The organism is Pseudomonas sp. FP1740, assembly GCF_030687165.1.
Lineage (GTDB): Bacteria > Pseudomonadota > Gammaproteobacteria > Pseudomonadales > Pseudomonadaceae > Aquipseudomonas.
Genome location: NZ_CP117461.1, coordinates 4,405,407 through 4,430,530, shown reverse-complemented (window position 1 = coordinate 4,430,530; position 25,124 = coordinate 4,405,407). Strand labels below are relative to the sequence as shown.

The 25,124-nt window shown below is 59.2% G+C and carries 25 protein-coding genes; 16 read left to right on the top strand and 9 right to left on the bottom strand.

The annotated features are described in order from the left end of the window. Nucleotides 1–27 precede the first annotated feature (27 nt). On the bottom strand, nt 28–1,956 hold the full coding sequence (locus tag PSH69_RS19675; RefSeq protein WP_305409520.1) for a transglycosylase SLT domain-containing protein: 1,929 nt from the start codon (nt 1,954–1,956) through the stop codon (nt 28–30). A gap of 213 nt (nt 1,957–2,169) precedes the next feature. On the opposite strand from PSH69_RS19675, the gene PSH69_RS19670 reads away from it, so the two are divergent. After that, nucleotides 2,170–4,092: an ATP-binding cassette domain-containing protein gene (locus PSH69_RS19670; protein WP_305409519.1), complete on the top strand. Its 1,923-nt coding sequence runs from the start codon at nt 2,170–2,172 to the stop codon at nt 4,090–4,092. A gap of 78 nt (nt 4,093–4,170) precedes the next feature. Here PSH69_RS19670 and PSH69_RS19665 read toward each other — a convergent pair whose 3' ends face one another. Continuing rightward, on the bottom strand, nt 4,171–4,608 hold the full coding sequence (locus PSH69_RS19665; protein ID WP_105339564.1) for a universal stress protein: 438 nt from the start codon (nt 4,606–4,608) through the stop codon (nt 4,171–4,173). 104 nt (nt 4,609–4,712) lie between these two features. Here PSH69_RS19665 and PSH69_RS19660 point away from each other — a divergent pair, with 104 nt between their 5' ends. The 7 genes from PSH69_RS19660 (at nt 4,713) to PSH69_RS19630 (ending at nt 13,138) form a co-directional block, all read left to right on the top strand. Beyond that, complete coding sequence (locus PSH69_RS19660) at nt 4,713–5,150, top strand: hypothetical protein (RefSeq protein ID WP_305409518.1); 438 nt, start codon at nt 4,713–4,715, stop codon at nt 5,148–5,150. Between the two features lie 514 nt (nt 5,151–5,664). Beyond that, on the top strand, nt 5,665–7,812 hold the full coding sequence (gene fadB, locus PSH69_RS19655; protein ID WP_305409517.1) for a fatty acid oxidation complex subunit alpha FadB: 2,148 nt from the start codon (nt 5,665–5,667) through the stop codon (nt 7,810–7,812). 30 nt (nt 7,813–7,842) lie between these two features. Further along, nucleotides 7,843–9,018, top strand: coding sequence for an acetyl-CoA C-acyltransferase FadA (gene fadA / locus PSH69_RS19650; RefSeq protein ID WP_007933190.1), 1,176 nt, complete (start codon nt 7,843–7,845; stop codon nt 9,016–9,018). 99 nt (nt 9,019–9,117) lie between these two features. Beyond that, nucleotides 9,118–9,354: a DUF1653 domain-containing protein gene (locus tag PSH69_RS19645; protein ID WP_007933188.1), complete on the top strand. Its 237-nt coding sequence runs from the start codon at nt 9,118–9,120 to the stop codon at nt 9,352–9,354. 114 nt (nt 9,355–9,468) lie between these two features. Continuing rightward, nucleotides 9,469–12,096: a type I DNA topoisomerase gene (gene topA, locus PSH69_RS19640; RefSeq protein ID WP_018925317.1), complete on the top strand. Its 2,628-nt coding sequence runs from the start codon at nt 9,469–9,471 to the stop codon at nt 12,094–12,096. A 142-nt stretch (nt 12,097–12,238) separates the two neighbouring features. Then, complete coding sequence (locus PSH69_RS19635; RefSeq protein WP_105339558.1) at nt 12,239–12,763, top strand: DUF6586 family protein; 525 nt, start codon at nt 12,239–12,241, stop codon at nt 12,761–12,763. Nucleotides 12,764–12,904: 141 nt separating this feature from the next. Continuing rightward, nucleotides 12,905–13,138, top strand: a complete 234-nt coding sequence (locus PSH69_RS19630) for a hypothetical protein (RefSeq protein ID WP_007933173.1) — start codon at nt 12,905–12,907, stop codon at nt 13,136–13,138. 94 nt (nt 13,139–13,232) lie between these two features. Here the strand turns inward: PSH69_RS19630 and sulA are convergent, their stop codons facing one another. Then, nucleotides 13,233–13,706: an SOS-induced cell division inhibitor SulA gene (gene sulA / locus PSH69_RS19625; protein WP_018925320.1), complete on the bottom strand. Its 474-nt coding sequence runs from the start codon at nt 13,704–13,706 to the stop codon at nt 13,233–13,235. 10 nt (nt 13,707–13,716) lie between these two features. Then, nucleotides 13,717–14,325, bottom strand: a complete 609-nt coding sequence (lexA, locus tag PSH69_RS19620; RefSeq protein ID WP_007933171.1) for a transcriptional repressor LexA — start codon at nt 14,323–14,325, stop codon at nt 13,717–13,719. A gap of 229 nt (nt 14,326–14,554) precedes the next feature. Here lexA and PSH69_RS19615 point away from each other — a divergent pair, with 229 nt between their 5' ends. The 4 genes from PSH69_RS19615 (at nt 14,555) to PSH69_RS19600 (ending at nt 17,615) form a co-directional block, all read left to right on the top strand. Then, entirely contained in the window at nt 14,555–15,262 is a 708-nt protein-coding gene (locus PSH69_RS19615; RefSeq protein WP_018925321.1) for a TetR/AcrR family transcriptional regulator, read from the top strand. A gap of 158 nt (nt 15,263–15,420) precedes the next feature. After that, entirely contained in the window at nt 15,421–16,431 is a 1,011-nt protein-coding gene (gene nagZ / locus PSH69_RS19610; protein ID WP_305409516.1) for a beta-N-acetylhexosaminidase, read from the top strand. Between the two features lie 12 nt (nt 16,432–16,443). Further along, nucleotides 16,444–17,181 (top strand): S-methyl-5'-thioinosine phosphorylase, encoded by a 738-nt coding sequence (locus PSH69_RS19605; RefSeq protein ID WP_105339555.1) that lies wholly within the window; start codon nt 16,444–16,446, stop codon nt 17,179–17,181. A gap of 179 nt (nt 17,182–17,360) precedes the next feature. After that, nucleotides 17,361–17,615 carry a DUF1652 domain-containing protein gene (locus PSH69_RS19600; RefSeq protein ID WP_305409515.1) on the top strand — a complete coding sequence of 85 codons (255 nt, stop codon included), beginning with the start codon at nt 17,361–17,363 and terminating at the stop codon, nt 17,613–17,615. A gap of 48 nt (nt 17,616–17,663) precedes the next feature. Here PSH69_RS19600 and PSH69_RS19595 read toward each other — a convergent pair whose 3' ends face one another. Both PSH69_RS19595 and PSH69_RS19590 read right to left on the bottom strand, forming a co-directional pair. Continuing rightward, nucleotides 17,664–18,020: a hypothetical protein gene (locus PSH69_RS19595; RefSeq protein ID WP_019579919.1), complete on the bottom strand. Its 357-nt coding sequence runs from the start codon at nt 18,018–18,020 to the stop codon at nt 17,664–17,666. Nucleotides 18,021–18,381: 361 nt separating this feature from the next. After that, entirely contained in the window at nt 18,382–18,783 is a 402-nt protein-coding gene (locus tag PSH69_RS19590; protein WP_305409514.1) for a lysozyme inhibitor LprI family protein, read from the bottom strand. Between the two features lie 208 nt (nt 18,784–18,991). On the opposite strand from PSH69_RS19590, the gene PSH69_RS19585 reads away from it, so the two are divergent. Then, on the top strand, nt 18,992–19,480 hold the full coding sequence (locus PSH69_RS19585) for an SRPBCC family protein (RefSeq protein ID WP_018925328.1): 489 nt from the start codon (nt 18,992–18,994) through the stop codon (nt 19,478–19,480). A gap of 561 nt (nt 19,481–20,041) precedes the next feature. Here PSH69_RS19585 and PSH69_RS19580 read toward each other — a convergent pair. Next, nucleotides 20,042–21,367 carry a PLP-dependent aminotransferase family protein gene (locus PSH69_RS19580; protein WP_305409513.1) on the bottom strand — a complete coding sequence of 442 codons (1,326 nt, stop codon included), beginning with the start codon at nt 21,365–21,367 and terminating at the stop codon, nt 20,042–20,044. Between the two features lie 89 nt (nt 21,368–21,456). On the opposite strand from PSH69_RS19580, the gene PSH69_RS19575 reads away from it, so the two are divergent. Both PSH69_RS19575 and PSH69_RS19570 read left to right on the top strand, forming a co-directional pair. Then, on the top strand, nt 21,457–22,086 hold the full coding sequence (locus PSH69_RS19575) for a LysE family translocator (RefSeq protein WP_305409512.1): 630 nt from the start codon (nt 21,457–21,459) through the stop codon (nt 22,084–22,086). A gap of 26 nt (nt 22,087–22,112) precedes the next feature. Then, on the top strand, nt 22,113–22,442 hold the full coding sequence (locus PSH69_RS19570) for an antibiotic biosynthesis monooxygenase (RefSeq protein ID WP_305409511.1): 330 nt from the start codon (nt 22,113–22,115) through the stop codon (nt 22,440–22,442). A 37-nt stretch (nt 22,443–22,479) separates the two neighbouring features. On the opposite strand, the gene inhA is transcribed toward PSH69_RS19570, so the two are convergent. Then, nucleotides 22,480–23,166 carry an isonitrile hydratase gene (gene inhA, locus PSH69_RS19565; RefSeq protein ID WP_305409510.1) on the bottom strand — a complete coding sequence of 229 codons (687 nt, stop codon included), beginning with the start codon at nt 23,164–23,166 and terminating at the stop codon, nt 22,480–22,482. A gap of 90 nt (nt 23,167–23,256) precedes the next feature. Between inhA and PSH69_RS19560 the strand changes: the two genes are divergently transcribed. Then, nucleotides 23,257–24,249 carry a GlxA family transcriptional regulator gene (locus PSH69_RS19560; RefSeq protein WP_305409509.1) on the top strand — a complete coding sequence of 331 codons (993 nt, stop codon included), beginning with the start codon at nt 23,257–23,259 and terminating at the stop codon, nt 24,247–24,249. On the opposite strand, the gene PSH69_RS19555 is transcribed toward PSH69_RS19560, so the two are convergent. Next, a complete protein-coding gene (locus PSH69_RS19555) occupies nt 24,218–25,108 on the bottom strand; it encodes an alpha/beta fold hydrolase (protein ID WP_305409508.1) in 891 nt (296 codons plus the stop codon). The genes PSH69_RS19560 and PSH69_RS19555 overlap by 32 nt on opposite strands. Nucleotides 25,109–25,124: the final 16 nt, after the last annotated feature.

Genomic DNA, 25,124 nt, shown 5'->3' with positions numbered 1-25,124 from the left:
GCATTTTTTCAGTGTTTCAAAGCAGGCTCATTGATCGTCAAAGTAACGTTCATGCCAATCCACCAGCGGCTGCGGTGAATTGAGCTTCTGGCCGTAGATTACCGAATATGACAGCACGTTCTGCACGTACTGGCGGGTTTCGTCGAACGGGATGCTTTCCACCCACACATCGAAGCTCAGGTGGTCGGCGCCGCGCAACCATTGACGCACGCGGCCGGGGCCGGCGTTGTAGGCGGCGGAGGCGAGCACGCGGTTGCCGTTGAACTGGCTGTGGACCTGGCTCAGATAAGCGGCGCCGAGCTCGATGTTTTTGTCCGGATCGAGCACTTGCTGCGGCGAGGCCAGGGGAATGCTGAACTTGCGAGCGGTTTCCTTGGCAGTGCCGGGCATCAGTTGCATCAAGCCGCTGGCGCCAACGCCGGAACGGGCGTCGTCCATGAAGGCGCTTTCCTGACGAGTGATCGCGAACACCCAGCTCGAGTGCAGGCCACGGACCTTGGCTTCACGCACCAGGGTATCGCGGTGAGCCATCGGGAAGCGGATGTCCAGGTCGTCCCAGTACTGCGCCTGACTGATGGTGCGGATCGCCGGGAAATACCATTTCAGGTCGTAAGCCAGTTTCGCCTGGGCAACCATTTCATCACGGCTGAAGTGCCGGCTGACGTGGTACCACTCGCGTCGGCCGTCGACGATCTGTCCGCGTGCATGGAACTCCAGCGCGCGGCGCACACCGGGGGTATTGCGCACCTTGTTGATCAGCGCCTGGCTGAGCACCAGCGGCTTGTTGATCAGCGAATAGGGCGACTGCGAACGGTCGGCCGCCAGGAAACCGTAAAAGTCGCGCTCGCGAGCCAGGCCCTTGTAAAGCGTTTGCGCTTGCGGATTCTGTGGCTGCGCCAGTTCCAGGCTGCGAGCCTGCCAGTAACGCCAGCGGTTGGTGGTAGCCAGATCCTGAGGCAGGCGGCGGGTCAACTGATAGGCATCGTCCCATCGGGCCAGGCGCAACAACAGGCGCAAGCGCCATTCGGAAACGGTGTTGTCCCGCAGTTCCGGGTCGTATTTGGTCATCACGTCCAGCGCGCGGCTGTCAAAACGACGTGCGAGAGTCAGGCCGATTTCCCGGGCAATCGCGACTTTCTCGTCCCGGGAGAAGTGCATGCTGCTGGCGTAGCCGTCGAGCAGGGCCATGGCCTTGTCCGGATCCTGACGGGCCAGGCGGCGCAGGCCAAGGCTGACGATGTCGGACATCGGCTCATCGGCTGGAATGAAGCGCGACGGCTGGTTCAGCAACTCGGGTTTCTGCGCCACATCCACCAGCAGGCGGCCGCGCGGGGCGAGGGTCGTCAGGCCATTGATCAGGCTGTTGGCCAGCGGGTAGTTGCGGACGTGGGCAGCGAGCTTGGTGCGTTCCCAGCGTTTCTGTTCAGTCAGTTGACCATCGGCGGCCCACATGCCGAACACCGCGTCGCATGCCTCGGGCTGGGTTTTGCCGCTCAGCCAGAGTTTTTCGGCGTTGGCATAGCCTTCGACCTTACGGTTATGGCTGATCAGATACTGCGCGTTCAGGCAGTCCAGTTCGGTGAAATTGAGCTTGGGGTCATAATATTTGACGAAGGTCGCCCAATCGCCGCGTTCGGCCAGCCAGCGCAGCCAGCGCAATTTCATCCAGTTGGCTTGGGGCAGGTCACCGTGTTCGGCGAGGAAATTCTCGATTTCGGTGTTATCCGCGGTTTTCAGTCGCGCGGTCAGTTCGTCATAGGCCAGGTAGGGTGTCAGCGGATAATCGCTGAGCGCCTGGCTATAACGGAAATAGGGGCCGGAATCGCCCTTGGCCAAGGCACGCTTGGCTTCGTCGTAATATTGTCGTTGGGTAGACAGGTCTACCGCCTGGGCGGATTGAACGGCAGCGGCTGTAAGAAGCAAGCATGAAAAAAGACTGAAAAGGCGACTGCGCATGAGACATCCGGGCAGAGAAATCATGACAAGTGCCGATAAAACCGGCACCTAATTATCTGTAGCTTAGCCTTTTGCCAGCAACGGGCGAAAGCTTTGCCGACATGCCAGCATAAGTTCGCAACAATTGTTGTGCAGAGTGCTTCGACATTGAAATTGCCGGCCTTCTGTAGCCTCAAGTCAGGTAGAATGCGCGCCCGGTTTTTGGAGAAGCTCATGACCCTGCTCAAATTCAGCGATGTGTCCCTTGCTTTCGGCGCTATGCCGTTGTTGGACAAGGTGTCCTGGCAGATCGCCCGTGGTGAGCGGGTGTGCATCATCGGCCGCAACGGCACTGGCAAGTCCAGCATGATGAAGCTCGTCAAGGGCGACCAGAAGCCCGACGATGGCTCCGTTTGGCGCGCACCCGGCCTCAAGATTGGTGAATTGCCGCAAGAATTGCCGGTAGCCGACGAGCGGACCGTGTTCGACGTGGTCGCCGAAGGCCTCGACGGCGTTGGCGCGTTGCTTGCCGAATATCACCATCTGAGCCAGAACATCGTCACTGACGCCGATCTGGACAAACTGATGCACGTCCAGCATGACCTCGAAGCCCGAGATGGCTGGCGCTTGCAGCAACTGGTCGACAGCACCTTGAGCCGTCTGCAGTTGCCTGCCGACAAGACCCTCGCCGAATTGTCCGGCGGCTGGCGTCGTCGCGTCCTGTTGGCCCAGGCCCTGGTTTCCGAACCGGACCTGCTGCTGCTCGACGAACCGACCAACCACCTGGACATCGGTGCCATCGCCTGGCTTGAAGAAGCGCTGAAGGATTTCCAGGGCGCCGTGCTGTTCATCACGCACGACCGTTCATTCCTGCAGAACCTTGCAACCCGTATCCTGGAACTGGATCGCGGCGGCTTGATCGACTGGAACGGCGATTACGCCAGCTTCCTCGTGCACAAAGAGGCCACACTGGCCGCTGAAGAAACCGCCAACGCGCTGTTCGATAAAAAACTGGCCCAGGAAGAAGTCTGGATCCGCCAGGGCATCAAGGCGCGTCGCACCCGTAACGAAGGCCGTGTCCGTGCACTGAAAGCCCTGCGCGTCGAGCGTAGCGAGCGTCGTGAGCGTACCGGCAAGGCCAACATTCAGCTCGATACCGCCGACAAGTCCGGCAAGCAGGTGATGGTGCTCGAGAACGTGAGTTTCGCTCACCCGGGCGGCCCGTTCCTGATCAAGGATTTCTCGATGGTCCTGCAGCGTGGCGACCGCATCGGTCTGCTCGGCGCCAACGGTACCGGCAAGACCACGCTGTTGAAGCTGATGCTCAACGGTCTGCAACCGACCAGCGGCACAGTGGAAGAGGGGACGCGCATCGACGTGGCCTATTTCGACCAGTTGCGCCATCAGTTGGACCTGGAAAAGACCGTGATCGACAACGTCGCTGAAGGTCGCGACTTCATCGATATCGATGGCCAGAGCCGTCACGTGCTGAGCTACCTTGGCGACTTCCTGTTCAGCCCGCAGCGTGCCCGCACGCCGGTCAAGGCGTTGTCCGGTGGTGAGCGTGCGCGTCTGCTGCTGGCCAAACTGTTCAGCAAACCGGCGAACCTGCTGGTGCTCGACGAACCGACCAACGACCTCGACGTGGAAACCCTCGAACTGCTGGAAGAGGTCCTGCTGACCTTCAACGGCACTGTGCTGATGGTCAGCCACGACCGGGCATTCCTCGACAACGTGGTCACCAGCACCCTGGTCTTCGAAGGTGAAGGCAAGGTTCGCGAATACGTCGGCGGTTATCAGGACTGGCTGCGTCAGGGTGGTTCGCCGCGCCTGCTGGGTGTGACCGAGAGCAAGTCCGGCAAAGCCGACCTGAATTCGGCTGTCGTGACGGCCGAACCTGCACCGGTTGCTGCAGTGGAAACGCCAGCTCCGGTGGCGAAAAAGAAACTCAGCTACAAGTTGCAGCGTGAGCTGGAAGCCTTGCCTGGCCAGATCGAAGCCATGGAACAGCAGATCGCGGTAGTTGAAGCGCAGATGGCGGACGCCGGGTTCTATCAGCGTCCTCCTGCCGAGACGACTGCAGTGATCGCTCAGCTTGAGCAGTTACAGACTGAACTCGACGTGATGGTCGAGCGCTGGGCCGAACTGGATGCCTGACTGATCCGGCTATAAAAAAGCCCGGCTTCACTCGTGTGAATGCCGGGCTTTTCGTAAGGGGTTTATTGTTGCTTGTTGTCAGCTTTTTTGCAGGCGCACGGCAAGTACATCGCAAGGTGCGCCGTGCAGCACGTCATTGGCAGTGGAGCCGAGCAACAGTGCCAGGCCATGCCGGCCATGACTGCCCACCACGATCAGGTCGCACGTTTGCTCCTTGGCGAGGTGGTGAATCTCCTGGCGCGGCTGGCCGTAGGTCAAGTGGCTGTATTCCTTGGAGAGCTCCGGGTATTTCACGATCAACCGTTCAAGGCGCTCCTTGGCCTGATCGAACTGTTGCTGTTGCAATTGGGAAAGGTCCATCGGCACGTCGCCGCCAAAGGCCATGGCCATCGGCTCGACAATATGCACCAGAGACAGCTTCGCACCATTGCTCACCGAGAGTTCGCGAGCGCGGTGGATTACAGGATCGCACTCTTCGGTTAGATCTACAGCGACCAGAATGTGGTGGTAGGGCATGAGGTGCTCCTCCTGAGGATTGCAACATTGGTAAGTATGGCTGGTTTCAAGCGCATTGGTTTCAAAGTGACTCAATGGGCTCATCAAGAATCGGGAGTACAGATATGACGGTCTGGATAGTGGTGTCAATCCTGCTGGTGGTGCTGAGCCCGCTGGCCTGGTTGCGACCGTCTCGTGTCCAGAGCGGTCGCATGGCCCTGCGCATGGAGGCGCGGCGCATCGGCCTTGCCATGCAATTGTCGCCCCAGGAGTGGCCGCACTGGCTGAGCCAGGAGCCGCCAAGCCCTTGCGCCCAGTACCACCGACCGCGCCGCGGCACTCAGCCGGCATGCTGGAGCTATTGGCAGAAGGCGCCGGGTGTGTGGGTCAATCAGTGGCAGGAAGTCTGCGAGGATGGAGTGCTGCTGAATCATTTCGAAAAATTGCCTGCCAACGTCTTTAAGGTCGAGGCAGACAAGCAAATGATTGCCCTGTATTGGGGCGAGAAGGGCGAAGCCGAGGTTCTGCAACAGATCGACGCTACGCTCAAGGCACTCGCCTGAGCCCCGATCTGCAACAGAAGGCAATAAAAAGCCCGACATCATCATCGGGCTGGGGTTGGCCAGGCAGGCCGGTAATTCTTTGTGGCACAGATCTTACGCTGGGCATTCGTCAAAGCGTTCAAATTTTTTCTTCAGGGTCCCGCCAGCGTAGCCTGTTAAACACAGGTTGCCGCGAATTAGGGCGACTTTTCTAACTATTGATTCTATGAATGGCCTCACATGCATCCGCGTGTTGCAGGGCTTCGTGGTACGGAAGTGACCGGAAAGTCGCGTTTCAACCTAGTATTTTGGGCGATTGACAATTGCCGGAAATTCCGTGAAGGTGACACACCCAAATCAAACGGGCGTATGAATTGAGCGTTTGTATTACAGACAGCTCCTACAGAATCCCGACTATCGCGTTGGCGGGTGTGCCGGGTGAGTTGGCGTTAGCATTGACAATAAACGTCCCTGCCGAGCCAGCTGCCTGCGTCCGACGTGTACTGTTCAGCTTCCATATCGTGGAGATCAGTTGATGATTTACGAAGGTAAAGCCATCACGGTTAAGGCTCTTGAAAGTGGCATCGTCGAACTGAAGTTCGACCTCAAGGGTGAGTCCGTCAACAAGTTCAACCGTCTTACCCTGAACGAGCTGCGTCAGGCTGTAGACACCATCAAGGCAGATGCTTCGATCAAGGGTGTGATCGTCAGCAGTGGCAAGGACGTATTCATCGTCGGCGCCGACATCACCGAATTCGTCGACAACTTCAAGCTGCCGGATGCCGAGCTTGTTGCTGGCAACCTCGAAGCCAACAAGATTTTCAGCGATTTCGAAGACCTCAACGTCCCGACTGTCGCCGCGATCAATGGCATTGCGCTGGGCGGCGGTCTGGAAATGTGCCTGGCGGCGGATTTCCGCGTCATGGCCAGCACCGCCAAAATCGGTCTGCCGGAAGTCAAGCTGGGCATCTACCCAGGCTTCGGCGGTACCGTGCGCCTGCCGCGCATCATCGGTGCCGACAACGCCATCGAGTGGATTGCCGCTGGTAAGGAAAACCGTGCTGAAGACGCACTGAAAGTCGGTGCCGTCGACGCGGTGGTCGACTCGCAGAAGTTGCACGAAGCGGCGCTGAACCTGATCAAGGGCGCCATCTCCGGCGAGTTTGACTACAAGGCCAAGCGTCAGCCGAAGCTCGAAAAGCTCAAGCTCAACGCCATCGAACAAATGATGTCGTTCGAAACCGCCAAAGGTTTCGTGGCCGGTCAAGCAGGCCCGAACTACCCGGCGCCGGTCGAAGCGATCAAGACCATCCAGAAAGCCGCGAACTTCGGTCGTGACAAGGCGCTGGAAGTCGAAGCCGCCGGCTTCGTCAAACTGGCCAAGACTTCTGCCGCGCAGAGCCTGATCGGTCTGTTCCTGAACGATCAGGAACTGAAGAAAAAGGCCAAGGCCTACGACGAAATCGCCAAGGAAGTGAAGCAGGCCGCCGTATTGGGCGCCGGCATCATGGGTGGCGGTATCGCTTATCAGTCGGCCTCCAAAGGCACGCCGATCCTGATGAAGGACATCAACGAGCACGGTATCGAGCAAGGTCTGGCCGAAGCCGCCAAGCTGCTGGTTGGCCGCGTTGATAAAGGTCGCATGACCCCGGCGAAGATGGCCGAAGTGCTCAACGGCATTCGTCCGACCCTGTCCTACGGCGATTTCGGTCACGTCGACCTGGTGGTCGAAGCCGTGGTCGAGAACCCGAAGGTCAAGCAAGCCGTTCTGGCCGAAGTCGAAGACAAGGTTAAAGAGGACACCATTCTGGCGTCCAACACCTCGACCATTTCCATCACCTTGTTGGCCAAAGCCCTCAAGCGTCCGGAAAACTTCGTCGGCATGCACTTCTTCAACCCGGTGCACATGATGCCGCTGGTTGAAGTGATCCGTGGCGAGAAGTCCAGCGAAGTGGCCGTTGCCACCACCGTTGCCTACGCCAAGAAAATGGGCAAGAACCCGATCGTCGTCAACGACTGCCCGGGCTTCCTGGTCAACCGCGTGCTGTTCCCGTACTTCGGCGGTTTCGCCAAACTGGTCAGCGCCGGCGTGGACTTCGTTCGCATCGACAAGGTCATGGAGAAATTCGGCTGGCCAATGGGCCCGGCATACCTGATGGACGTGGTCGGCATCGACACCGGCCACCACGGTCGTGACGTCATGGCTGAAGGCTTCCCGGATCGCATGAAGGACGATCGCCGTTCGGCCGTCGACGTGCTCTACGAAGCCAAGCGCCTGGGCCAGAAGAATGGCAAGGGCTTCTACGCCTACGAAACCGACAAGCGTGGCAAGCAGAAGAAAGTCGCCGATCCGTCGGTGCTGGAAGTGCTCAAGCCGATCGTGTTCGAACAGCGCGAAGTCACTGACGAAGACATCATCAACTGGATGATGATCCCGCTGTGCCTGGAAACTGTACGTTGCCTGGAAGACGGCATCGTCGAAACCGCCGCCGAAGCCGACATGGGGCTGGTCTACGGTATTGGTTTCCCTCCATTCCGTGGCGGTGCGCTGCGCTACATCGATTCCATCGGTGTTGCAGAGTTCGTTGCCCTGGCTGACCAGTACGCTGATTTGGGCGCGCTGTACCACCCGACCGCGAAGCTGCGTGAAATGGCCAAGAACGGTCAGAGCTTCTTCGGTTAAGCGCCCACACTAGAGCGAGAGTGAACGTATATGAGCTTGAATCCTAGAGACGTCGTGATTGTCGACTTCGGTCGTACGCCGATGGGCCGCTCCAAGGGCGGCATGCACCGCAACACCCGCGCCGAAGACATGTCGGCACACCTGATCAGCAAATTGCTGGAACGCAACGTCAAGGTCGACCCGAGCGAAGTCGAAGACGTGATCTGGGGCTGCGTTAACCAGACCCTGGAGCAGGGCTGGAACATCGCCCGCATGGCGTCCCTGATGACTCAGATTCCACACACCTCGGCCGGCCAGACCGTCAGCCGTCTGTGTGGCTCGTCGATGAGTGCGCTGCACACTGCCGCGCAAGCAATCATGACCGGCAACGGTGACGTGTTCGTCGTTGGCGGCGTCGAGCATATGGGGCATGTGAGCATGATGCACGGAGTCGATCCGAACCCGCACATGTCCCTGTACGCGGCGAAAGCCTCGGGCATGATGGGCCTGACCGCAGAAATGCTCGGCAAAATGCACGGCATTACTCGCGAACAGCAGGACGCCTTTGGCGTGCGCTCCCACCAACTCGCCCACAAGGCGACCGTGGAAGGCAAGTTCAAGGACGAAATCATCCCGATGCAGGGCTACGACGAGAACGGTTTCCTGAAACTGTTCGACTACGACGAAACCATTCGTCCGGAAACCACTCTGGAAAGCCTGGCGGCTCTGAAGCCAGCGTTTAATCCGAAGGGCGGCACCGTGACCGCTGGTACTTCGTCGCAGATCACCGATGGTGCTTCGTGCATGATCGTGATGTCGGCACAGCGGGCCCAGGACCTGGGCATCCAGCCGCTGGCGGTGATTCGCTCGATGGCAGTGGCAGGTGTGGACCCGGCGATCATGGGCTATGGTCCAGTACCGGCAACGCAGAAAGCATTGAAGCGCGCGGGCCTTGGCATCAACGATATCGACTTCTTCGAGCTCAACGAAGCTTTCGCCGCACAGGCCCTGCCAGTGCTGAAAGATTTGAAAGTGCTCGACAAGATGAACGAGAAGGTTAACCTGCACGGCGGCGCGATCGCCCTGGGTCACCCGTTCGGTTGCTCCGGTGCACGTATTTCGGGCACCTTGCTGAATGTGATGAAGCAGAATGGCGGCACCTTCGGGGTGGCTACCATGTGCATTGGTCTCGGCCAAGGCATCTCCACCGTCTTCGAACGCGTTTAAGCGTTTCGTCGATGGAAGCCGGGGCCAAGTGCCCCGGTTTTTGTTTTTCCGGATTTATTTTTGTTTTTATTTTGAAAAAATTTGAGTGAGGGCCAAAGCATGCCGATACAACCTGGGCTCTACCAACATTACAAAGGTCCGCAGTACCGCGTATTCAGTGTTGCGCGGCATTCGGAGACCGAAGAAGAAGTGGTCTTCTACCAAGCCCTGTATGGCGATTACGGCTTTTGGGTACGCCCCTTGAGCATGTTCCTGGAGTCGGTCGAGGTTGACGGCGAACAGGTGCCACGCTTTGCTTTGGTGCAAGCCGAACCGAGCATTTTTCCTCAGCCATAAGGGGAGTGCGCGCAGAACCCTGCGCTTGACCTCACCTTGTAGCCACTATATATAGCGGTGCCGCGTCAGGCGCCAACCGCCTTTCACTTCTAGAATTCAGGAATTTTCTGATCCATGGGCAAATCGCTGGTCATTGTGGAATCCCCGGCTAAGGCCAAGACCATCAACAAGTATCTGGGTAACCAATACGTGGTGAAGTCGAGTATCGGCCATATCCGAGACCTGCCCACCAGCGGTTCGGCTAGCGCCAGCAAAGAGCCTGCCGCCAAGCGTGGCAAGGCCGCCGCAGGTGAAGGTCCGGTGCTCACGCCGAAAGAGAAAGCGCGCAAGCAGCTGGTCTCGCGCATGGGTGTCGATCCCGATCATGGCTGGAAAGCCAAGTACGAGATCCTCCCGGGCAAGGAAAAGGTTATCGAAGAGCTGCGCCGGCTCGCCAAAGATGCTGACACCATCTATCTCGCAACCGACTTGGATCGCGAGGGGGAAGCCATTGCCTGGCACCTGCGCGAAGCCATCGGTGGTGACGACAGCCGCTACAAGCGCGTGGTGTTCAACGAAATCACCAAAAAAGCGATCCAGGAAGCTTTCTCCCAGCCGGGCGAGCTGGACATCGATCGCGTAAACGCTCAGCAGGCGCGTCGCTTCCTCGACCGCGTGGTGGGTTACATGGTTTCGCCGCTGCTGTGGGCCAAGGTTGCTCGTGGCCTGTCCGCCGGTCGCGTGCAATCGGTTGCCGTGAAGCTGGTGGTTGAGCGTGAGCGCGAAATCCGCGCGTTCAACCCGGAAGAGTACTGGGAAGTTCACGCTGACCTCGGCACCGCCAAGGGCGCGACTGTGCGGTTCGACGTGGCTCGCGAGAAAGGCGAAGCCTTCAAGCCGCTCAACGAAGCCCAGGCCATGGCCGCGCTGGAGAAGCTCAAGGCTTCCAGCTACAGCATCGTCAAGCGCGAAGACAAACCGACCAGCAGCAAGCCGTCGGCACCGTTCATCACCTCCACCCTGCAGCAGGCCGCGAGCAACCGCCTGGGCTTCGGTGTGAAGAAAACCATGATGATGGCCCAGCGTTTGTACGAAGCCGGCTACATCACTTATATGCGTACCGACTCCACCAACCTCTCGGCCGATGCCGTGACGATGGCGCGTACTTATATTGAAGGCGAATTCGGCAAGAAGTACCTGCCGGAAACCCCGAACGTCTACAGCAGCAAGGAAGGCGCACAAGAGGCTCACGAAGCGATTCGTCCGTCCGACGCCAATACCGAGCCAAGCAAGCTGTCGGGCATGGAGCGTGATGCCGAGCGGCTTTACGAGCTGATCTGGCGCCAGTTCCTCGCCTGCCAGATGCTGCCGGCCCAATACCTGTCGACCACAGTCACCGTCGGTGCCGGTGACTTCGAGTTGCGCGCCAAGGGCCGCATCCTGAAGTTCGACGGTTACACCCGCGTCATGCCGCAAATCACCAAGCCTGGCGATGACGACGTGCTGCCGGACATGGCCCAGGGCGATGCGATGAAGCTGATCAAGCTTGATCCGACCCAGCACTTTACCAAGCCGCCGGCGCGTTACTCGGAAGCGAGCCTGGTCAAGGAAATGGAAAAACGCGGTATCGGTCGTCCTTCGACCTACGCGGCGATCATTTCGACCATCCAGGACCGCGGCTACGTGGCGCTGCACAACCGTCGTTTCTATTCGGAAAAGATGGGCGACATCGTCACAGAGCGTCTGGCCGAGAGCTTCTCCAATCTCATGGACTACGGCTTCACCGCCGGCATGGAAGAGAATCTCGATGACGTGGCCCAGGGCGAGCGCGACTGGAAAAACGTGCTCGACGAGTTCTACGGCGACTTCAAGAAGAAACTCGAAGTAGCCGAAAGCGCTGAAGGCGGCATGCGCGCCAACCAGCCGGTAATGACTGATATTCCATGTGTGGTGTGCGGTCGTCCGATGCAGATTCGTACTGCATCGACCGGCGTGTTCCTCGGTTGCTCGGGCTACAGCCTGCCGCCGAAAGAACGCTGCAAGGCCACCGTCAACCTGGTGCCGGGCGACGAAATCGCTGCGGACGACGAGGGTGAGTCGGAGTCGCTGGTTCTGCGCGGCAAGCACCGTTGCCCGATCTGCAGCACGGCGATGGACGCTTACCTGCTCGACGAGAAGCGCAAGCTGCACATCTGCGGTAACAACCCGGATTGCGCAGGCTACGAGATCGAAGAGGGCGCTTACCGCATCAAGGGCTACGAAGGTCCGAGCCTGGAATGCGACAAGTGCGGCAGCGAGATGCAGCTCAAGACCGGCCGTTTCGGCAAGTTCTTCGGTTGTACCAACGCAACCTGCAAGAACACCCGCAAGCTGCTGAAAAGCGGTGATGCGGCGCCGCCGAAGATGGATCCGGTGAAGATGCCTGAGCTCAAATGCGAAAAGGTCAACGACACCTATATCCTGCGTGACGGTGCTTCCGGCCTGTTCCTGGCGGCCAGCCAGTTCCCGAAAAACCGCGAGACCCGTGCGCCATTGGTCGTCGAGATCGTGCCGCACAAGGATGAGATCGATCCGAAGTACCACTTCCTCTGCGAAGCACCGAAGAAAGATCCTGACGGTCTGCCAGCAGTGATCCGTTACAGCCGCAAGACCAAAGAGCAATACGTGCAGACGGAAGTCGACGGTAAGCCGACTGGCTGGAAAGCGTATTACGATGGTGGCAAGTGGACGGTTGAAGACAAGCGTCCAGCAGCCAAGGCTTAAAAGCCGCTGCACATAAAAAGGCCGCATGACAACCCTCGGGTTTTCATGCGGCCTTTTTGTTTTGGGCTTGCGGTGAGCTTGGGTGATCCACGACACTGTCAGACCTGCGTGAAGCAATTATTTCGTTGTGGAGGCTGCCGTCATGGCCCACGAACTCTATACCCGTACCAATCAGAAAATTTATTTCGCCGGCTTGTCGCTGGAAGCGCTCGCCAAGGCCGAAGAGGGGCGGGCGATGAACTCCCTGGCGCTGATTCAGGCCGGTCGCGAATCGGCGTTGTTTCACCTGTACGGAGCGCTGTTGGGGCTGTGCCATGAAATCGCCGGTTTCTATCGCTTGCCTCAGGCCAATGCGCCGCGGGCAGAGATGCTGCTGACCCGCGAAGTACTCGAAACCATCGCTATTCCGGAAATGGCCGAGATGGTCGAGTTGGCGCAAAACCCTGAAACCTGGCTGGCCAAGCTGCTGTCGGCTTATGCCGCACTGTTTCAACCGCCTCGTGCTCCACACAAGCCCAAGGGGGATGTGACGCAGCCGCTTATTCTGGCCGTCAACCTGGACGAAGAAGAGGCGCCTGAAGAGCTGAGCCGGGAAGAACTGGAGAGCTGGCGCCAGAATCTGAAAAGCTTGGCGATCCGGTTTCGCGACGGGCTGAACGAGTGCTGAAAGATTGAGTGCTCGGTGAATGGTCCGCTCAAGGAAGCGTGATGTCAGAAATTTCTCTTCGTGATGGCATCTGGTCAAGATCCTGAGCGAAGCTTGGCCGATGCCTATATAATCCCTGCCTTTCGTGGAGAACAGTCCTTTATGCCAACGTCCTTTCTAGAAATTGTCGAGTTACCAGATGGCCGAATCGAGCTGCGTAGGGCCGAGGACGAGGGTTCTCTGGTTACTTTGGATTTCTCCGAGGATGCCAAGGCTTTCCTGCAAGGCCAGCACGTGGAAGTCGCCAAGGCGATGTTGAGCGTCGGTGTTCAGATGGCAGGACGCCTGGTTGAAGGCGAATTTGATAAGGAAGAGGGGCCACGGGTTCTTCATTGATCCCGCCCGTCGGATTTTGCGGATACCTCTACAGACCGGCTTCTCTATCCTTGGAGAAGCCCCGCGCTGTTCAGTGCAAACAGTGTTTTGTCAGTTAACCCAGTCGAATATTCAGACTTTGCGCATCCCCGGTACGGGCGGCGCTGATCAGCTGTTGCCGCGACGATGTGCTCAACGGGTTTAGCCAGCTGACGACCGTATGGCTGCGGCCAAGTCGCAAAGCTTCACAGGTCAGCTGCTGAGCGCTCTGTGTGCCACGTGGTTGCAGCAGCAGAATGCGTTCACGGTTCAGGCCGGCGTCTCGCAGCCAGGCCTGGGTCAGGCTGGCGGGCGGGGCGATCAGAGTCAGCCAGCGAGCGTCCTGATCCTGGCTCAGCTCCCTGAGGATTGGCGCCAGAAGGTTCAGGCAGTTCCCGGCCGCGCCACGCAATGACAGCTCGCTGAAGACTTCGGGCTCGGCGCTCCAGGGCGACTCGACCACTTCTTTCAGGATCGGCGCTAGCGGCTGCGCCATGAATGCCTCGAACAACGGCAGTTGGGCTTGCTGTGAAGTGTGTGGGAACTGCATAAAGCCTCCTTTAGCGGCGAATCACGCCGACGCTCAAGCCTTCGATCACCAGTTCCTGATCTTTCAGGTTGACTTCGATAGGGGCGAATTCAGGGTTTTCGGCAATCAGCCAGACTTTGCTGCCGTCGCGCTTGAAGCGCTTGACGGTCACTTCGTCGCCAATCCGCGCCACCACGATCTGACCGTTACGGGCTTCGCGGGTGGTATGGACGGCCAGCAGGTCTCCGTCGAAAATGCCGACGTCCTTCATGCTCATGCCATGGACCCGCAACAGATAGTCAGCGCGAGGGTGGAAGAACGAAGGGTTGATGTTGCAGGATTCTTCGATGTGCTGCTGGGCGAGGATCGGAGCGCCCGCTGCCACTCGGCCGATGATCGGCAGGGTAGATTCGTCGGCCTTGGCTTCGAAGCCGGGGATGCGAATGCCGCGGGAGGCGCCCGGGGTCATCTCGATCGCGCCCTTGCGGGCCAGTGCCTTGAGGTGTTCTTCCGCCGCGTTGGGCGACTTGAAGCCCAGTTCCTGAGCGATTTCCGCGCGGGTTGGCGGGTAGCCGTTGTCTTCGAGGCAGCGTTTGATGAAGGCCAGAATCTCTGCTTGGCGTGGCGTCAGCTTTAGCATATTGATCGCTCTGTCTTTTTATACAGTGACTGGGATTATATACAGTGAACCGGTCTTGGCAATGCCCCTTTTTTTGCCGGCCGCTGGACGGTCATTCAGCTCGCCGATTGAAGCGACAATGTTGTATGGTTAAATAGCTGACCGACCATTCCCAAAACGAACCGCCAGACTTGACAAGGCCTGGGCTGAAACGTATGTTTCAAACAAGTGTTTGTCAGGCGGAGTAGCCATGGCCCAGTCGGAAACCGTTGAACGCATTCTCGATGCTGCCGAGCAATTGTTCGCGGAAAAAGGTTTCGCTGAAACCTCGTTGCGTCTGATCACCAGCAAGGCCGGTGTCAATCTGGCGGCGGTGAACTATCACTTCGGATCGAAGAAGGCGCTGATTCAAGCGGTCTTCTCGCGTTTTCTCGGGCCGTTCTGCCTCAGTCTCGATAAAGAGCTGGAGCGCCGTCAGGCCAAACCCGAGAACAAACCGACCCTCGAAGAATTGCTGGAGATCCTCGTCGAGCAAGCCCTGGTGGTGCAACCACGCAGCGGCAACGACCTGTCCATCTTCATGCGTTTGCTGGGGCTGGCTTTCAGTCAGAGCCAAGGGCACTTGCGTCGTTATCTGGAAGACATGTACGGCAAGGTTTTCCGCCGCTACATGCTGCTGGTCAACGAAGCCGCGCCACGCATTCCTCCGATCGAACTGTTCTGGCGCGTGCACTTCATGCTAGGTGCCGCGGCATTCAGCATGTCGGGGATCAAGGCCTTGCGCGCGATTGCCGAGACCGATTTCGGTGTCAACACTTCCATCGAGCAAGTGATGCGTCTGATGGTGCCATTCCTGGCTGCGGGCATGCGTGCCGAAACCGGCGTCACCGACACCGCCATGGCTGCCGCACAGTTGCGTCCACGCAGCAAATCGACCCCGGTGGCCGCCAAGGTTTAACCGCACACGGGTGGGCGCGGCAGCTGACATCCGCTAAGCTAGCCGCCCATGCCGACTCTCGTTCTGAACCCGCTCCTCATTGATATCGCCGACCTGCCAGGCCCAGCCTTTGGCGGCGAATTCGTGCGAGCCGGGTTTACCGTAATCAAGGAATTTCCATGACTGCTGGCCTGCAAGGCTCGTTGATGGTGGACGTCGCCGGTACCTGGCTGACGTCTGAAGATCGCCAATTGTTGCGCCAGCCCGAAGTGGGCGGCCTGATCATTTTTGCCCGCAACATCGAACACCCGCGTCAGGTGCGCGAATTCAGCGCCGCGATCCGCGCCATTCGTCCCGATCTGCTGCTGGCGGTCGACCAGGAGGGCGGTCGGGTTCAGCGACTGCGTCAGGGCTTCGTGCGACTGCCCGCCATGCGCGCCATCGCCGACAACCCGAATGCCGAATACCTGGCCGAACAGTGCGGCTGGATCATGGCGACCGAAGTGCTCGCGGCCGGCCTCGATCTGAGTTTCGCCCCGGTGCTGGATCTGGACTACCAGCGCAGTGCGGTGGTTGGCACCCGTTCATTCGAAGGTGATCCCGAGCGCGCAGCCTTGCTCGCCGGTGCATTCATCCGCGGCATGAACAGCGCCGGGATGGCTGCCACCGGCAAGCATTTCCCCGGTCATGGCTGGGCCGAGGCCGATTCCCACGTTGCGATTCCCAACGACGAGCGCAGCCTCGAAGAGATCCGCGCCAACGACCTGGTGCCATTCGCGCGATTGAGCAAGCAATTGGCCGCCGTCATGCCGGCCCACGTTATTTATCCACAAGTCGATTCCCAGCCTGCCGGTTTCTCCCGTCGCTGGTTGCAGGACATCCTGCGCGGCGAGCTGCAGTTCGATGGCGTGATCTTCAGTGACGACCTGTCGATGGCCGGTGCGCATGTGGTGGGTGATGCCGCCAGTCGCATCGAAGCGGCATTGACCGCCGGTTGCGACATGGGCCTGGTGTGCAACGACCGCGCGGCTGCCGAGTTGGCTTTGAGTGCCGCCCAGCGGTTGAAGGTCAAGCCTTCGGCGCGTATCGCGCGGATGCGTGGGCAGGCGTACGCCAGCACCGAATACCGTCAAGACCCGCGCTGGCTTACGGCCGTCGGCGCGCTTAAAGAAGCTCAATTGATTGATTAAGGACTTTTCGTTATGACGGTTTACGCGATTATCGGTGGCACCGGCCTGACTCAACTCGAAGGCTTGAGCATTCGTCAGTCATTGGCGGTGGACACTCCTTACGGTGCGCCTTCGGCCGAGGTGCAGATCGGTGAGTACGCCGGCAAGGAAGTGCTGTTTCTCGCACGTCACGGCCACCCACACCGCTTCCCGCCGCATCAGGTGAACTACCGCGCCAATCTGTGGGCCTTGAAGCAGGCCGGTGCCGAAGCGATTCTCGCGGTCAACGCCGTGGGCGGGATTCATGCCGCGATGGGCACCGGGCATTTCTGCGTGCCCCATCAATTGATCGACTACACCAGCGGCCGCCAACACACCTATTTCGCCGATGACCTGGAACAGGTTACACACATCGACTTCAGCTATCCCTACAGCGAATCCCTGCGTCAGCAATTAATCGCGGCGTTGGCGGCTGAAGGCGTCGGCTATAGCAGTCATGGCGTGTACGCCTGCACCCAGGGGCCGCGTCTGGAAACGGTCGCTGAAATCGCGAAGCTGGAACGTGACGGTTGTGACATCGTCGGCATGACCGGTATGCCGGAAGCAGCATTGGCACGCGAGCTGGAACTGGATTATGCCTGTCTGGCGTTGGTGGTAAACCCGGCGGCGGGCAAATCGACGGCGGTGATTACCATGGCCGAGATCGAACAGGCATTGCATGATGGGATGGGCAAAGTGAAGTCGACGTTGGCGCGGGTATTGAAAGGTTAAGCTCGACACTCCCCAGTTTCAGTCATTATCGGATCGTGAAAACAAGCGCCAGCCCGATGAGACGACGAGCAACCTGTCACAGCCTTGAGACACCCGCTATTGAGGATTAGAATTTTCAGGCTAAAGGGTGAAATGACGGAGCATTTGCCCGGCATCCATCTGGCGTGAGGGAGGTAGCGATGTTCCTATCACCCCTGGAAATCCAAAACATCATCGAGCAAAGTTTTCTGCCCGCCGTGTGCACCTGCAGCATGGAGGCGGACCAGTCCCTGACGATTCGGGTCTGCGATTGCATGACCGGCAAAGTGGATCTGGTGGCCACTCACATTCCAGTGTGGACACTGGACAGCCCCTATGCAATTGCTTCGCTGGTGGCTGATATGCGGTTGGAAATCGAGGCTCACAAAGGCGTTCACCCGACGTTCTACAGCTGAACCGATGTCACGCCGCACCCGTCGGTGGTGCGGCGTGCGTCTGTCATGTCAGGACGGGATTTTTCGGGAAATCTCATCGAACGTGTCGCTGTCTACAGCTGCCAGCAACCTTCTTCCATCCTTGAGTGTGGCCAGAAAGGTTACCTCGGTTTCCTTGCCAGCCAACATGAAGCCGGCAATTGCGCCGATAGGCCCCAGCAACATGGCCCCCGCCACGCCGAAGCCGATGACATCCTTGATGTTGTTGATCGAATCCTCGTTGGCCACTTCTACACTCTTGAACAATGAGAGCGGGAGGGTGATGCCGGGCCACGGGTGAAGCGACGTCCTGAGCGTGAAAACGCCGTCTGTGTACTCTCCATCACCCTGCAGAAAGTCCCCCGCCAGGACCGTTATGCTTGCCATGTTCTTACCCTCTGACTGGCAATCGGTGAACCCTCATTTCGCGCCTGCACTGGAGCATCGTCAATCGCTGGGCGATGAAGTGTTCCGGCCGGGAGCCTCTATGCTGGTCTCACACTGCAACAGGTGTCGCGATATTAGACGCGGGCGATCTCGTTCAGACGCGCCCATAGCCAGTTATTTCAAGTAACTGATTGATTTTTATAGTGATCGTTAAGCTGGCACGCGGTGCCTGAAAGGTCGCCTTCGCGGGCAAACCTCGCTCCTACATCGGATTTTGGTTGGATACACAATTTATGTACCGTCGAAGACCCCTGTAGGAGCGAGGCTTGCCCGCGAAGAGGCCCTCAAGAACACCGCAGCATCAAGCCCCAGGCACTGGACAACTCATATCGCCTTCCTCACACGTGAGGTAGCGTTTGAAGGTTTCGACGCGGGCCTTGGTCAGGTTGGTGTTGCACAGGCTGTAGATCAGCGGATACACACTGCCACCCGACACCGTAGAGGTCGAAAATTCACACTCGGCATCACGAAACGCCACCCAGTTGCGTTGCGCGCTGACCAGCAGCTTCTTGGCATCGGGATTGTCTTTCAATCGTTTGGTGATTTGCTGGTAAAGCGTGTTCAGCTCTTTATCAGCCGCTTTGTATTGCTCAGCAGCGCACTGATTCATGGTGCCCTGGTCGTTCGCATTGGCACAGTCCACGGCATGCACCATGGTGGTGAACAGCAGTGGCGTCAGTGGCAGGAGAAAACGTGGGGGCATGGTGGGCTCGCAGTGGTGATGAAAATTGAGCTGCAGTGTAGCGAAGATGGAGGTTTCAGCTTGTAACGAGGTACTTTCAGCCCAGAACTTATGGCCAAAATCGAGGCCGAATATTTCAGGTACGGTTGATTGCATCAGCCGTTTGATACAACTTTTAGGTTGGTCTTCTGGTCTTTACGGGCCTACTGTTCAATACAGGAGGTGACTTATGAACCCAGCATCAGATCGCATCGAAAGGAAGATCCTGCTCAAGGCGCCGCGTTCGCGGGTCTGGCGCATGCTGGCCAATGCCGAAATGTTCGGACAATGGTTCGGCGTGGCACTCGAAGGCAAGCGCTTTGTTGCCGGTGAGTGGACCCAGGGGCAGATTACGTACCCTGGTTATGAGCACTTGTTGTGGAATGTACTGGTGGAGCGGGTCGAGCCGGAGCGGGTGTTTTCGTTTCGCTGGCACCCGTATGCGGTGGAGCCGGAAGTCGATTACTCTCAGGAGCCCACCACGCTGGTGAAATTCGAACTCCAGGACATGGACGAAGGCACGCTGTTGACGGTCGTCGAGTCCGGTTTCGATCACGTTCCCCAGTCGCGCAGGCTCAAGGCTTTCCGCATGGACAGCCGTGGCTGGGATGAGCAGATGAACAACATCGAACAGTTTCTGGCAGAAAACACCAAGGCCCACGAGCGTCAGGGAAGTTGATGGCTGCAAGCCGCGAAATTCGCGGCTTCGGCCCATGATGGTGGATACGTCTAAGGGTTTTCGGAAGGGCAGTTATAGCGAATGTCTTACACACGGTAGTAGCTATGTCGTCTATTGCTGATTGGATCCGAAGCGTAATCTAGCCCCATCAACTGAAGCACAGGAAGTGCTCAGGGTCACGGATGATCGACCATAAGCAAGGATTGCTGCCGACAGGGAGTCGATATGGTCTTGGAAAACCCGCTTCGGCGGGTTTTTTTTCGTCTGCAGGAAACTGCAACCGATCGCCGGACCCGTACCTCTACTTGTAGCAGCAGCCTTCGGCAGCTACTACAAGGGCTGTTTTTAGGCGCTGAGTGGTCAATGGCTTACACGCAGCCGCTGTTATGTCGTCTTTTGAAGCTTCGCCGATGTGTTTAATCTGGATCCATCAACTGAACACAGGACGTGTTCAGGATCACGGATGATCGACCATACGCCAGGATGGCTACCGACAGGATGTCGTAATGGTCTTGAGAAACCCGCTTAGGCGGGTTTTTTTATGGGTGTCAGAAAAGTCAGTCAGATGTCCACGACTTCACGCAGAGTCTCCAGGGCGCGCTTCAACACGTCGAGGCTGATCGATCCCATGGCCACCCGCAGTGCAGGAGGCACATGAGTGGTCGTGGCAAAGGGATCGGCGCTGGTCACCTGCACGCCTTTACGTTCCAGTTCGGCAACCACCGTTTCGGCCCGCAAGCCTCCGGGCAATCTGAGCCAGAGGTAGTAGGAAGCGGGATGCGCCATCAGTTCGCAGTTTTTCAGGATTTGCCGAGCCAGATCCTGTCGCTGCCGGGCGTCCAGGCGCTTTTGCTCTTCGAGGTTGTCGACTTCGCCGCTATCGATCCAGCGGCAGGCCAGTGCGACGGTCAGCGACGGGGTGCTCCATGTCGACACGCGGATGGCTTGCTCCAGCGCCGGCATCATCGCTTTCGGTGCAACGATGAAACCGATGCGCAGGCCCGAGGCAACGCTTTTCGACAGGCCGCTGATGTACAGCGTGCGCTGCGGGGCCAGGGTAAACAGCGGTTTGGGTGCCGGTTCTGCGAGGAAGGCATAGGCGCCGTCTTCGATGATCAGAAAGTCGTATCGCTCGGCCAATTGCACCAGGCGTTCACGGTCGGCGATGGACATCACCGTCCCCAGCGGATTGTGCATCGTCGGCATGCTGTAGAGCGCCCGCACGGGGCGCCGCTTGCACAGCGCTTCCAGGGCGTCGAGGTCGGTGTGCCCGGCGATTTGCGGGAGGGCTTCGAGGTCCAGCCGATGGGCCTGGGCCAGGGTTTTCAGGCCGGGGTAGGTGAGGGCGTCGAGGGCCAGAATATCTCCCGGCTTGAGCAGTGCCATCAGCGTCACGGCAAGACCTTGCTGGGCGCCGTTGACGATCAGCACCTGATCGCCCCCCACCCGAATGTCCCGATTGCGTAAATGCCGGGCCGCCGTCTGCCGTTCATGCGGCCGCCCACCCTGAGGCGCGGAATGCAATAGCGCATCGATATCCCCGGAGGCGGCGATCGCTCGCAAACCCTCGCGCAATAACTCGTCCTGACCGGGTACCGACGGGTAATTGAAGGTCAGGTCCACCATGCCGACGCCCAGTGGTTGCTGTTCCAATCCCAGACCGCGTGGCAAGGATGTGTCGCGCACAAAGGTGCCACGGCCGGTCTCGCCGACCACCAGGCCGATCGCTTCCAGCTCGTGATACACCCGCAATGCCGTGGCCAGGGCGATCCGTTCGCTCTGCATCAACGCGCGAATGGTCGGCAATTGCGTGGCGGGTGGCAGTTCACCGCTGCGAATCTTCCCGGCGAACTGATCCACCAGGCGTTTGTAGCGAATACGGGTCATGGGCGGGCGCTCTTTGTATCTGGATCAATTTTTTGTTTGTATCAGATTGGCGCTCTAATCTACAGGCTTTCCAGGACGGAGACTTCGCAGTGATTGACCCTGCGACCTTATCGATTTTCGTCGGCGCGGTGATGCTGTTGCTGTTGTCACCGGGACCGAACATGGCCTTCGTAATCAGCCATGGTGCCAGTTATGGCTGGCGCGGCGGTGTGGCGTCGGGATTGGGCATTGGCCTGGCCGATCTGATCCTGACCGCGCTGACCGCGATGGGCGTTACGGCACTGGTTGCCAGTTGGCCGCCGGCCTTCGACCTGATCCGTTATGCCGGCGTTCTGTACCTGCTGTGGCTGGCGTTCAAGGCGTTGCAAAAGCCATCGGCCAGCGGCACGTCGGATGTTGCGCAGGTGCCGCTCAAGACCCTGCTGATCCGGGCGATGCTCAACAGCCTGCTGAACCCCAAGGCCTTGCTGTTTTTCATGGTGTTCCTGCCGCAATTCGTTAACGCGCAACGAGGCTCGATTGCCGTACAGCTGGTGCTGCTGGGCATGGTGCTGACCCTGGTCAGTGGCGTGTTTCACACCCTGCTCGGGGTTTTCGGCAGCTCGGTCAGCCGGCGTATTTCCAGCACGTCGACATTCGCCAAATGGCAGTCATTGGGGCTGGCCGCGGTATTGCTGTTGCTCGCCGTCCGGCTGGCCCTGATGACTCGTCCGGCCTGACTCATTCACTGAAAAGGAACCTCTGCATGTACATCGCATCGTTTATCTACAAACCCGGGCAACGAGACGAGGAGTTCAACCTGTTGAGCGCGTTGATCGACGAAGCCGCGATCAGCATCGAAGGGTTCGTCGGTACCCAGTCCTGGTGCTCGGCCGATGGCGAACTGGTCAACGCCAGTTACTACTGGCAGGACGAAACCTCTATCCGGGAATTCGCCAGCCACCCCAGGCACCTGGAGGCCAAGCGTCAGTACCACAAGTGGTATGCGGGTTATCAAGTGGTGATCGCTAAAGTGGAGCGGGCTTATGGCGATGACTCGTTCGAGCTGTTTGTGCCGAACGGCCGGCGTGAGTGACTGGCTGCGGGGGGATAGCCCCCCGCGGCCATCTCTTTCACTGGAGGTCGAGTTTCGCCGCTGCACGTTCGGTGATTTCCGTACGTAATTTCAACGACCCGGCAGCACGTTTACGGGCTTCCTCCAGTACGCCGGCTGGCGCTGTCTCGGGGCTGCCCGAAGCAAACGGCGGTGCCGGGGCGTATTCCAGCTGCAATTGCACCAGCTGCGCGGTGTCCTTATCGAACAATTCAGCGGCCAGGGTCAGGGCAAAATCGATCCCTGCGGTGATCCCGCCACCGGTCAGCAGATTGCCGTCGCGCACCACCCGATCCTTCACCGGGGTCGCCCCCAGCAGCCCGAGCAATTCGTGATACGCCCAGTGAGTGGTGGCGCGCTTGCCCTTGAGCAACCCCGCCGCGCCAAGCACCAGGGCGCCGGTGCAGACCGAGGTGACATACCGCGCCGTGGCGGCCTGAGTCTTGATGAAGGCCAGGGTTTGTTCATCCTCCATCAATGGGCCGACGCCGCCACCTCCGGGAATGCAGATCACATCCAGCGGCGGGCAATCGTCGAAGGTGATGGTCGGTTTCAACACCAGCCCGGTACTTGCGGTGACGGGCACCAGGTCCTTCCAGATCAGGTGCACCTTCACGTCCGGCAGCGAGGCCAGCACGTCATAAGGGCCGGTCAGGTCCAGTTGTTGAACCTGTGGAAACAACAGTAAACCGATCTGCAACGTCATGGCGTTTTTCTCCTGATTGGGGTGGACGGCTTCACTGTAGGCTCGTAGGATTTGGCGAATACGCCAATAACCCCACGAATTACGCCAATCATGCCGAACCACCCGAAAACCATTCATGTGCTGGCCTTCGCCAACGTGCAAGTGCTCGACGTTACCGGGCCGTTGCAGGTGTTTGCCTCGGCCAACGACATTGCCCGCCAGCAAGGTCTGCCGCCGCCCTATGCGCCGTCGGTGATTGCCAGCGGTGGCGGGGCGGTGATGTCGTCGGCGGGGTTGGCACTGTTGGCGGAGCCGCTGACGGATCGGGGCAGCGACACCTTGATCATTGCCGGTGGCTGGGGCGTTTACGCAGCGGCGCAGGACGAGTCGCTGGTGGCTTGGGTACGTGAGCATGCGATCGGGTGTCGGCGGGTGGCGTCGGTGTGTACCGGGGCGTTTTTGCTGGCGGCCAGCGGCTGGCTTGATGGTCGACGGGTGGTGACGCACTGGACCCGCTGCGAGCAATTGGCGCAGCAGCATCCCAAACTGCAGGTCGAGCCCAACCCGATCTTCATCAATGACGGCCCGGTCTGGACCTCGGCCGGGGTCACCGCGGGCATCGACCTGGCCCTGGCCATGGTCGAACAAGACCTTGGCCGGACCATGGCCCTGGATGTCGCCCGGCAATTGGTGGTGTTTCTCAAGCGTCCGGGGGGCCAATCGCAGTTCAGCGTGACCTTGTCTTTGCAAAAGGAAGGCAATCGATTCGACGAGCTTCACGCCTGGATCAGCGAAAACCTCACCAAAGACCTCGGCATTCCGACCTTGGCCTTGCAGGCCGGCATGAGCGAACGCAGCTTCGTCCGTCACTACCGCGCCGACACTGGCCAGACCCCGGCCCGAGCCATCGAACTGATTCGGGTCGAGACCGCGCGACGACTGCTCAGCGACACCGGCGTACCGATCAAACGGGTCGCGGTGCAATGCGGGTTTGGCAGCGAAGAAACCCTGCGCCGCAGTTTTCTGCGGGCCTTGGGCGTGACACCGCAAGCCTATCGCGAGCGGTTTTCCGTCAGCCCTCCAGCAGATCCAGTATTGCCTTGAGCGTCGCCTCGGGTGCTTCCTCGGGAATGTTATGCCCGACGCCCGCCAACACTCGGCGTTCGTAGGGGCCGGTAAAATACTCGGCGTCTTCATCGACTTCAGGCGCGGGCCCCACACCGTCATCGGCACCGCACAGGGAAATTGTCGGTACGCTGATTGCCGGTTGTCGGGTCAGCGCTTCTTCCATCCACTCCAGCGCCGGGTCGCCAGGCGCATACATGAACCGGTGCCGGTACGAGTGAATTACTACGTCGACGAAATCCGGATTATCGAAGGCTGGCGCGCTCAAGGGATATCGTTCGGCATTTTGCGCCCAGGTCGGTGACCACAGGCGCCAGAGCAGTTCGCACAGGGCCCGGCGATTTTGGGTCAAGCCTTCCACGCCGCGCGGGGTGTGGAAGTAATACTGATACCAGAGACGATGTTCAGTCTGCGGATCCAGAGGCTGGGTGGAGCGGGGAATGTTCTGCAGGTTGTAACCGTCCCCGGTCACCAGGCAGCGCACCCGCTCCGGCCTTAGCGCCGCGACAATGCACGCCGCCCGACCGCCCCAGTCATAACCGCACAGCGCGGCCTGTTCGATGGCGAGGGCGTCCATCAGGTCCAGCAAATCCTGGGCGAGGGCGGCCTGCTGGCCAGAGCGCAGGGTGGCGGGGGAGTTGAAACGGGTCGGGCCGTAGCCGCGCAGGTACGGGACGATCACACGGTAGCTCTTTGCGGCGAGGGCTGGAGCGATGTCGTCGTAGGCGCGGGGGGAGTAGGGGAAGCCGTGCAGAAGGATGACTGGGTCACCGGTGCTGGGGCCGTGTGTTTCGCAGGCAATATGGAGGTTTGGCGTCAGGACATGCTGGATCTGCATTCGATGCTCCATGGGC

Excerpts from the sequence above, each read along its gene's own strand:
- PSH69_RS19590 (WP_305409514.1), bottom strand. The coding sequence starts at position 18,783 with ATGCCCCCACGTTTTCTCCTGCCACTGACGCCACTGCTGTTCACCACC.
- PSH69_RS19595 (WP_019579919.1), bottom strand. The coding sequence starts at position 18,020 with ATGGCAAGCATAACGGTCCTGGCGGGGGACTTTCTGCAGGGTGATGGA.
- PSH69_RS19675 (WP_305409520.1), bottom strand. The coding sequence starts at position 1,956 with ATGCGCAGTCGCCTTTTCAGTCTTTTTTCATGCTTGCTTCTTACAGCC.
- PSH69_RS19605 (WP_105339555.1), top strand. The coding sequence starts at position 16,444 with ATGACGGTTTACGCGATTATCGGTGGCACCGGCCTGACTCAACTCGAA.
- PSH69_RS19660 (WP_305409518.1), top strand. The coding sequence starts at position 4,713 with ATGACGGTCTGGATAGTGGTGTCAATCCTGCTGGTGGTGCTGAGCCCG.
- inhA (WP_305409510.1), bottom strand. The coding sequence starts at position 23,166 with ATGACGTTGCAGATCGGTTTACTGTTGTTTCCACAGGTTCAACAACTG.
- PSH69_RS19580 (WP_305409513.1), bottom strand. The coding sequence starts at position 21,367 with ATGACCCGTATTCGCTACAAACGCCTGGTGGATCAGTTCGCCGGGAAG.
- PSH69_RS19570 (WP_305409511.1), top strand. The coding sequence starts at position 22,113 with ATGTACATCGCATCGTTTATCTACAAACCCGGGCAACGAGACGAGGAG.
- topA (WP_018925317.1), top strand. The coding sequence starts at position 9,469 with ATGGGCAAATCGCTGGTCATTGTGGAATCCCCGGCTAAGGCCAAGACC.
- PSH69_RS19630 (WP_007933173.1), top strand. The coding sequence starts at position 12,905 with ATGCCAACGTCCTTTCTAGAAATTGTCGAGTTACCAGATGGCCGAATC.
- PSH69_RS19585 (WP_018925328.1), top strand. The coding sequence starts at position 18,992 with ATGAACCCAGCATCAGATCGCATCGAAAGGAAGATCCTGCTCAAGGCG.
- fadB (WP_305409517.1), top strand. The coding sequence starts at position 5,665 with ATGATTTACGAAGGTAAAGCCATCACGGTTAAGGCTCTTGAAAGTGGC.
- lexA (WP_007933171.1), bottom strand. The coding sequence starts at position 14,325 with ATGCTAAAGCTGACGCCACGCCAAGCAGAGATTCTGGCCTTCATCAAA.
- fadA (WP_007933190.1), top strand. The coding sequence starts at position 7,843 with ATGAGCTTGAATCCTAGAGACGTCGTGATTGTCGACTTCGGTCGTACG.
- PSH69_RS19670 (WP_305409519.1), top strand. The coding sequence starts at position 2,170 with ATGACCCTGCTCAAATTCAGCGATGTGTCCCTTGCTTTCGGCGCTATG.
- nagZ (WP_305409516.1), top strand. The coding sequence starts at position 15,421 with ATGACTGCTGGCCTGCAAGGCTCGTTGATGGTGGACGTCGCCGGTACC.
- PSH69_RS19555 (WP_305409508.1), bottom strand. The coding sequence starts at position 25,108 with ATGCAGATCCAGCATGTCCTGACGCCAAACCTCCATATTGCCTGCGAA.
- PSH69_RS19665 (WP_105339564.1), bottom strand. The coding sequence starts at position 4,608 with ATGCCCTACCACCACATTCTGGTCGCTGTAGATCTAACCGAAGAGTGC.
- PSH69_RS19560 (WP_305409509.1), top strand. The coding sequence starts at position 23,257 with ATGCCGAACCACCCGAAAACCATTCATGTGCTGGCCTTCGCCAACGTG.
- PSH69_RS19645 (WP_007933188.1), top strand. The coding sequence starts at position 9,118 with ATGCCGATACAACCTGGGCTCTACCAACATTACAAAGGTCCGCAGTAC.
- PSH69_RS19615 (WP_018925321.1), top strand. The coding sequence starts at position 14,555 with ATGGCCCAGTCGGAAACCGTTGAACGCATTCTCGATGCTGCCGAGCAA.
- PSH69_RS19635 (WP_105339558.1), top strand. The coding sequence starts at position 12,239 with ATGGCCCACGAACTCTATACCCGTACCAATCAGAAAATTTATTTCGCC.
- PSH69_RS19600 (WP_305409515.1), top strand. The coding sequence starts at position 17,361 with ATGTTCCTATCACCCCTGGAAATCCAAAACATCATCGAGCAAAGTTTT.
- sulA (WP_018925320.1), bottom strand. The coding sequence starts at position 13,706 with ATGCAGTTCCCACACACTTCACAGCAAGCCCAACTGCCGTTGTTCGAG.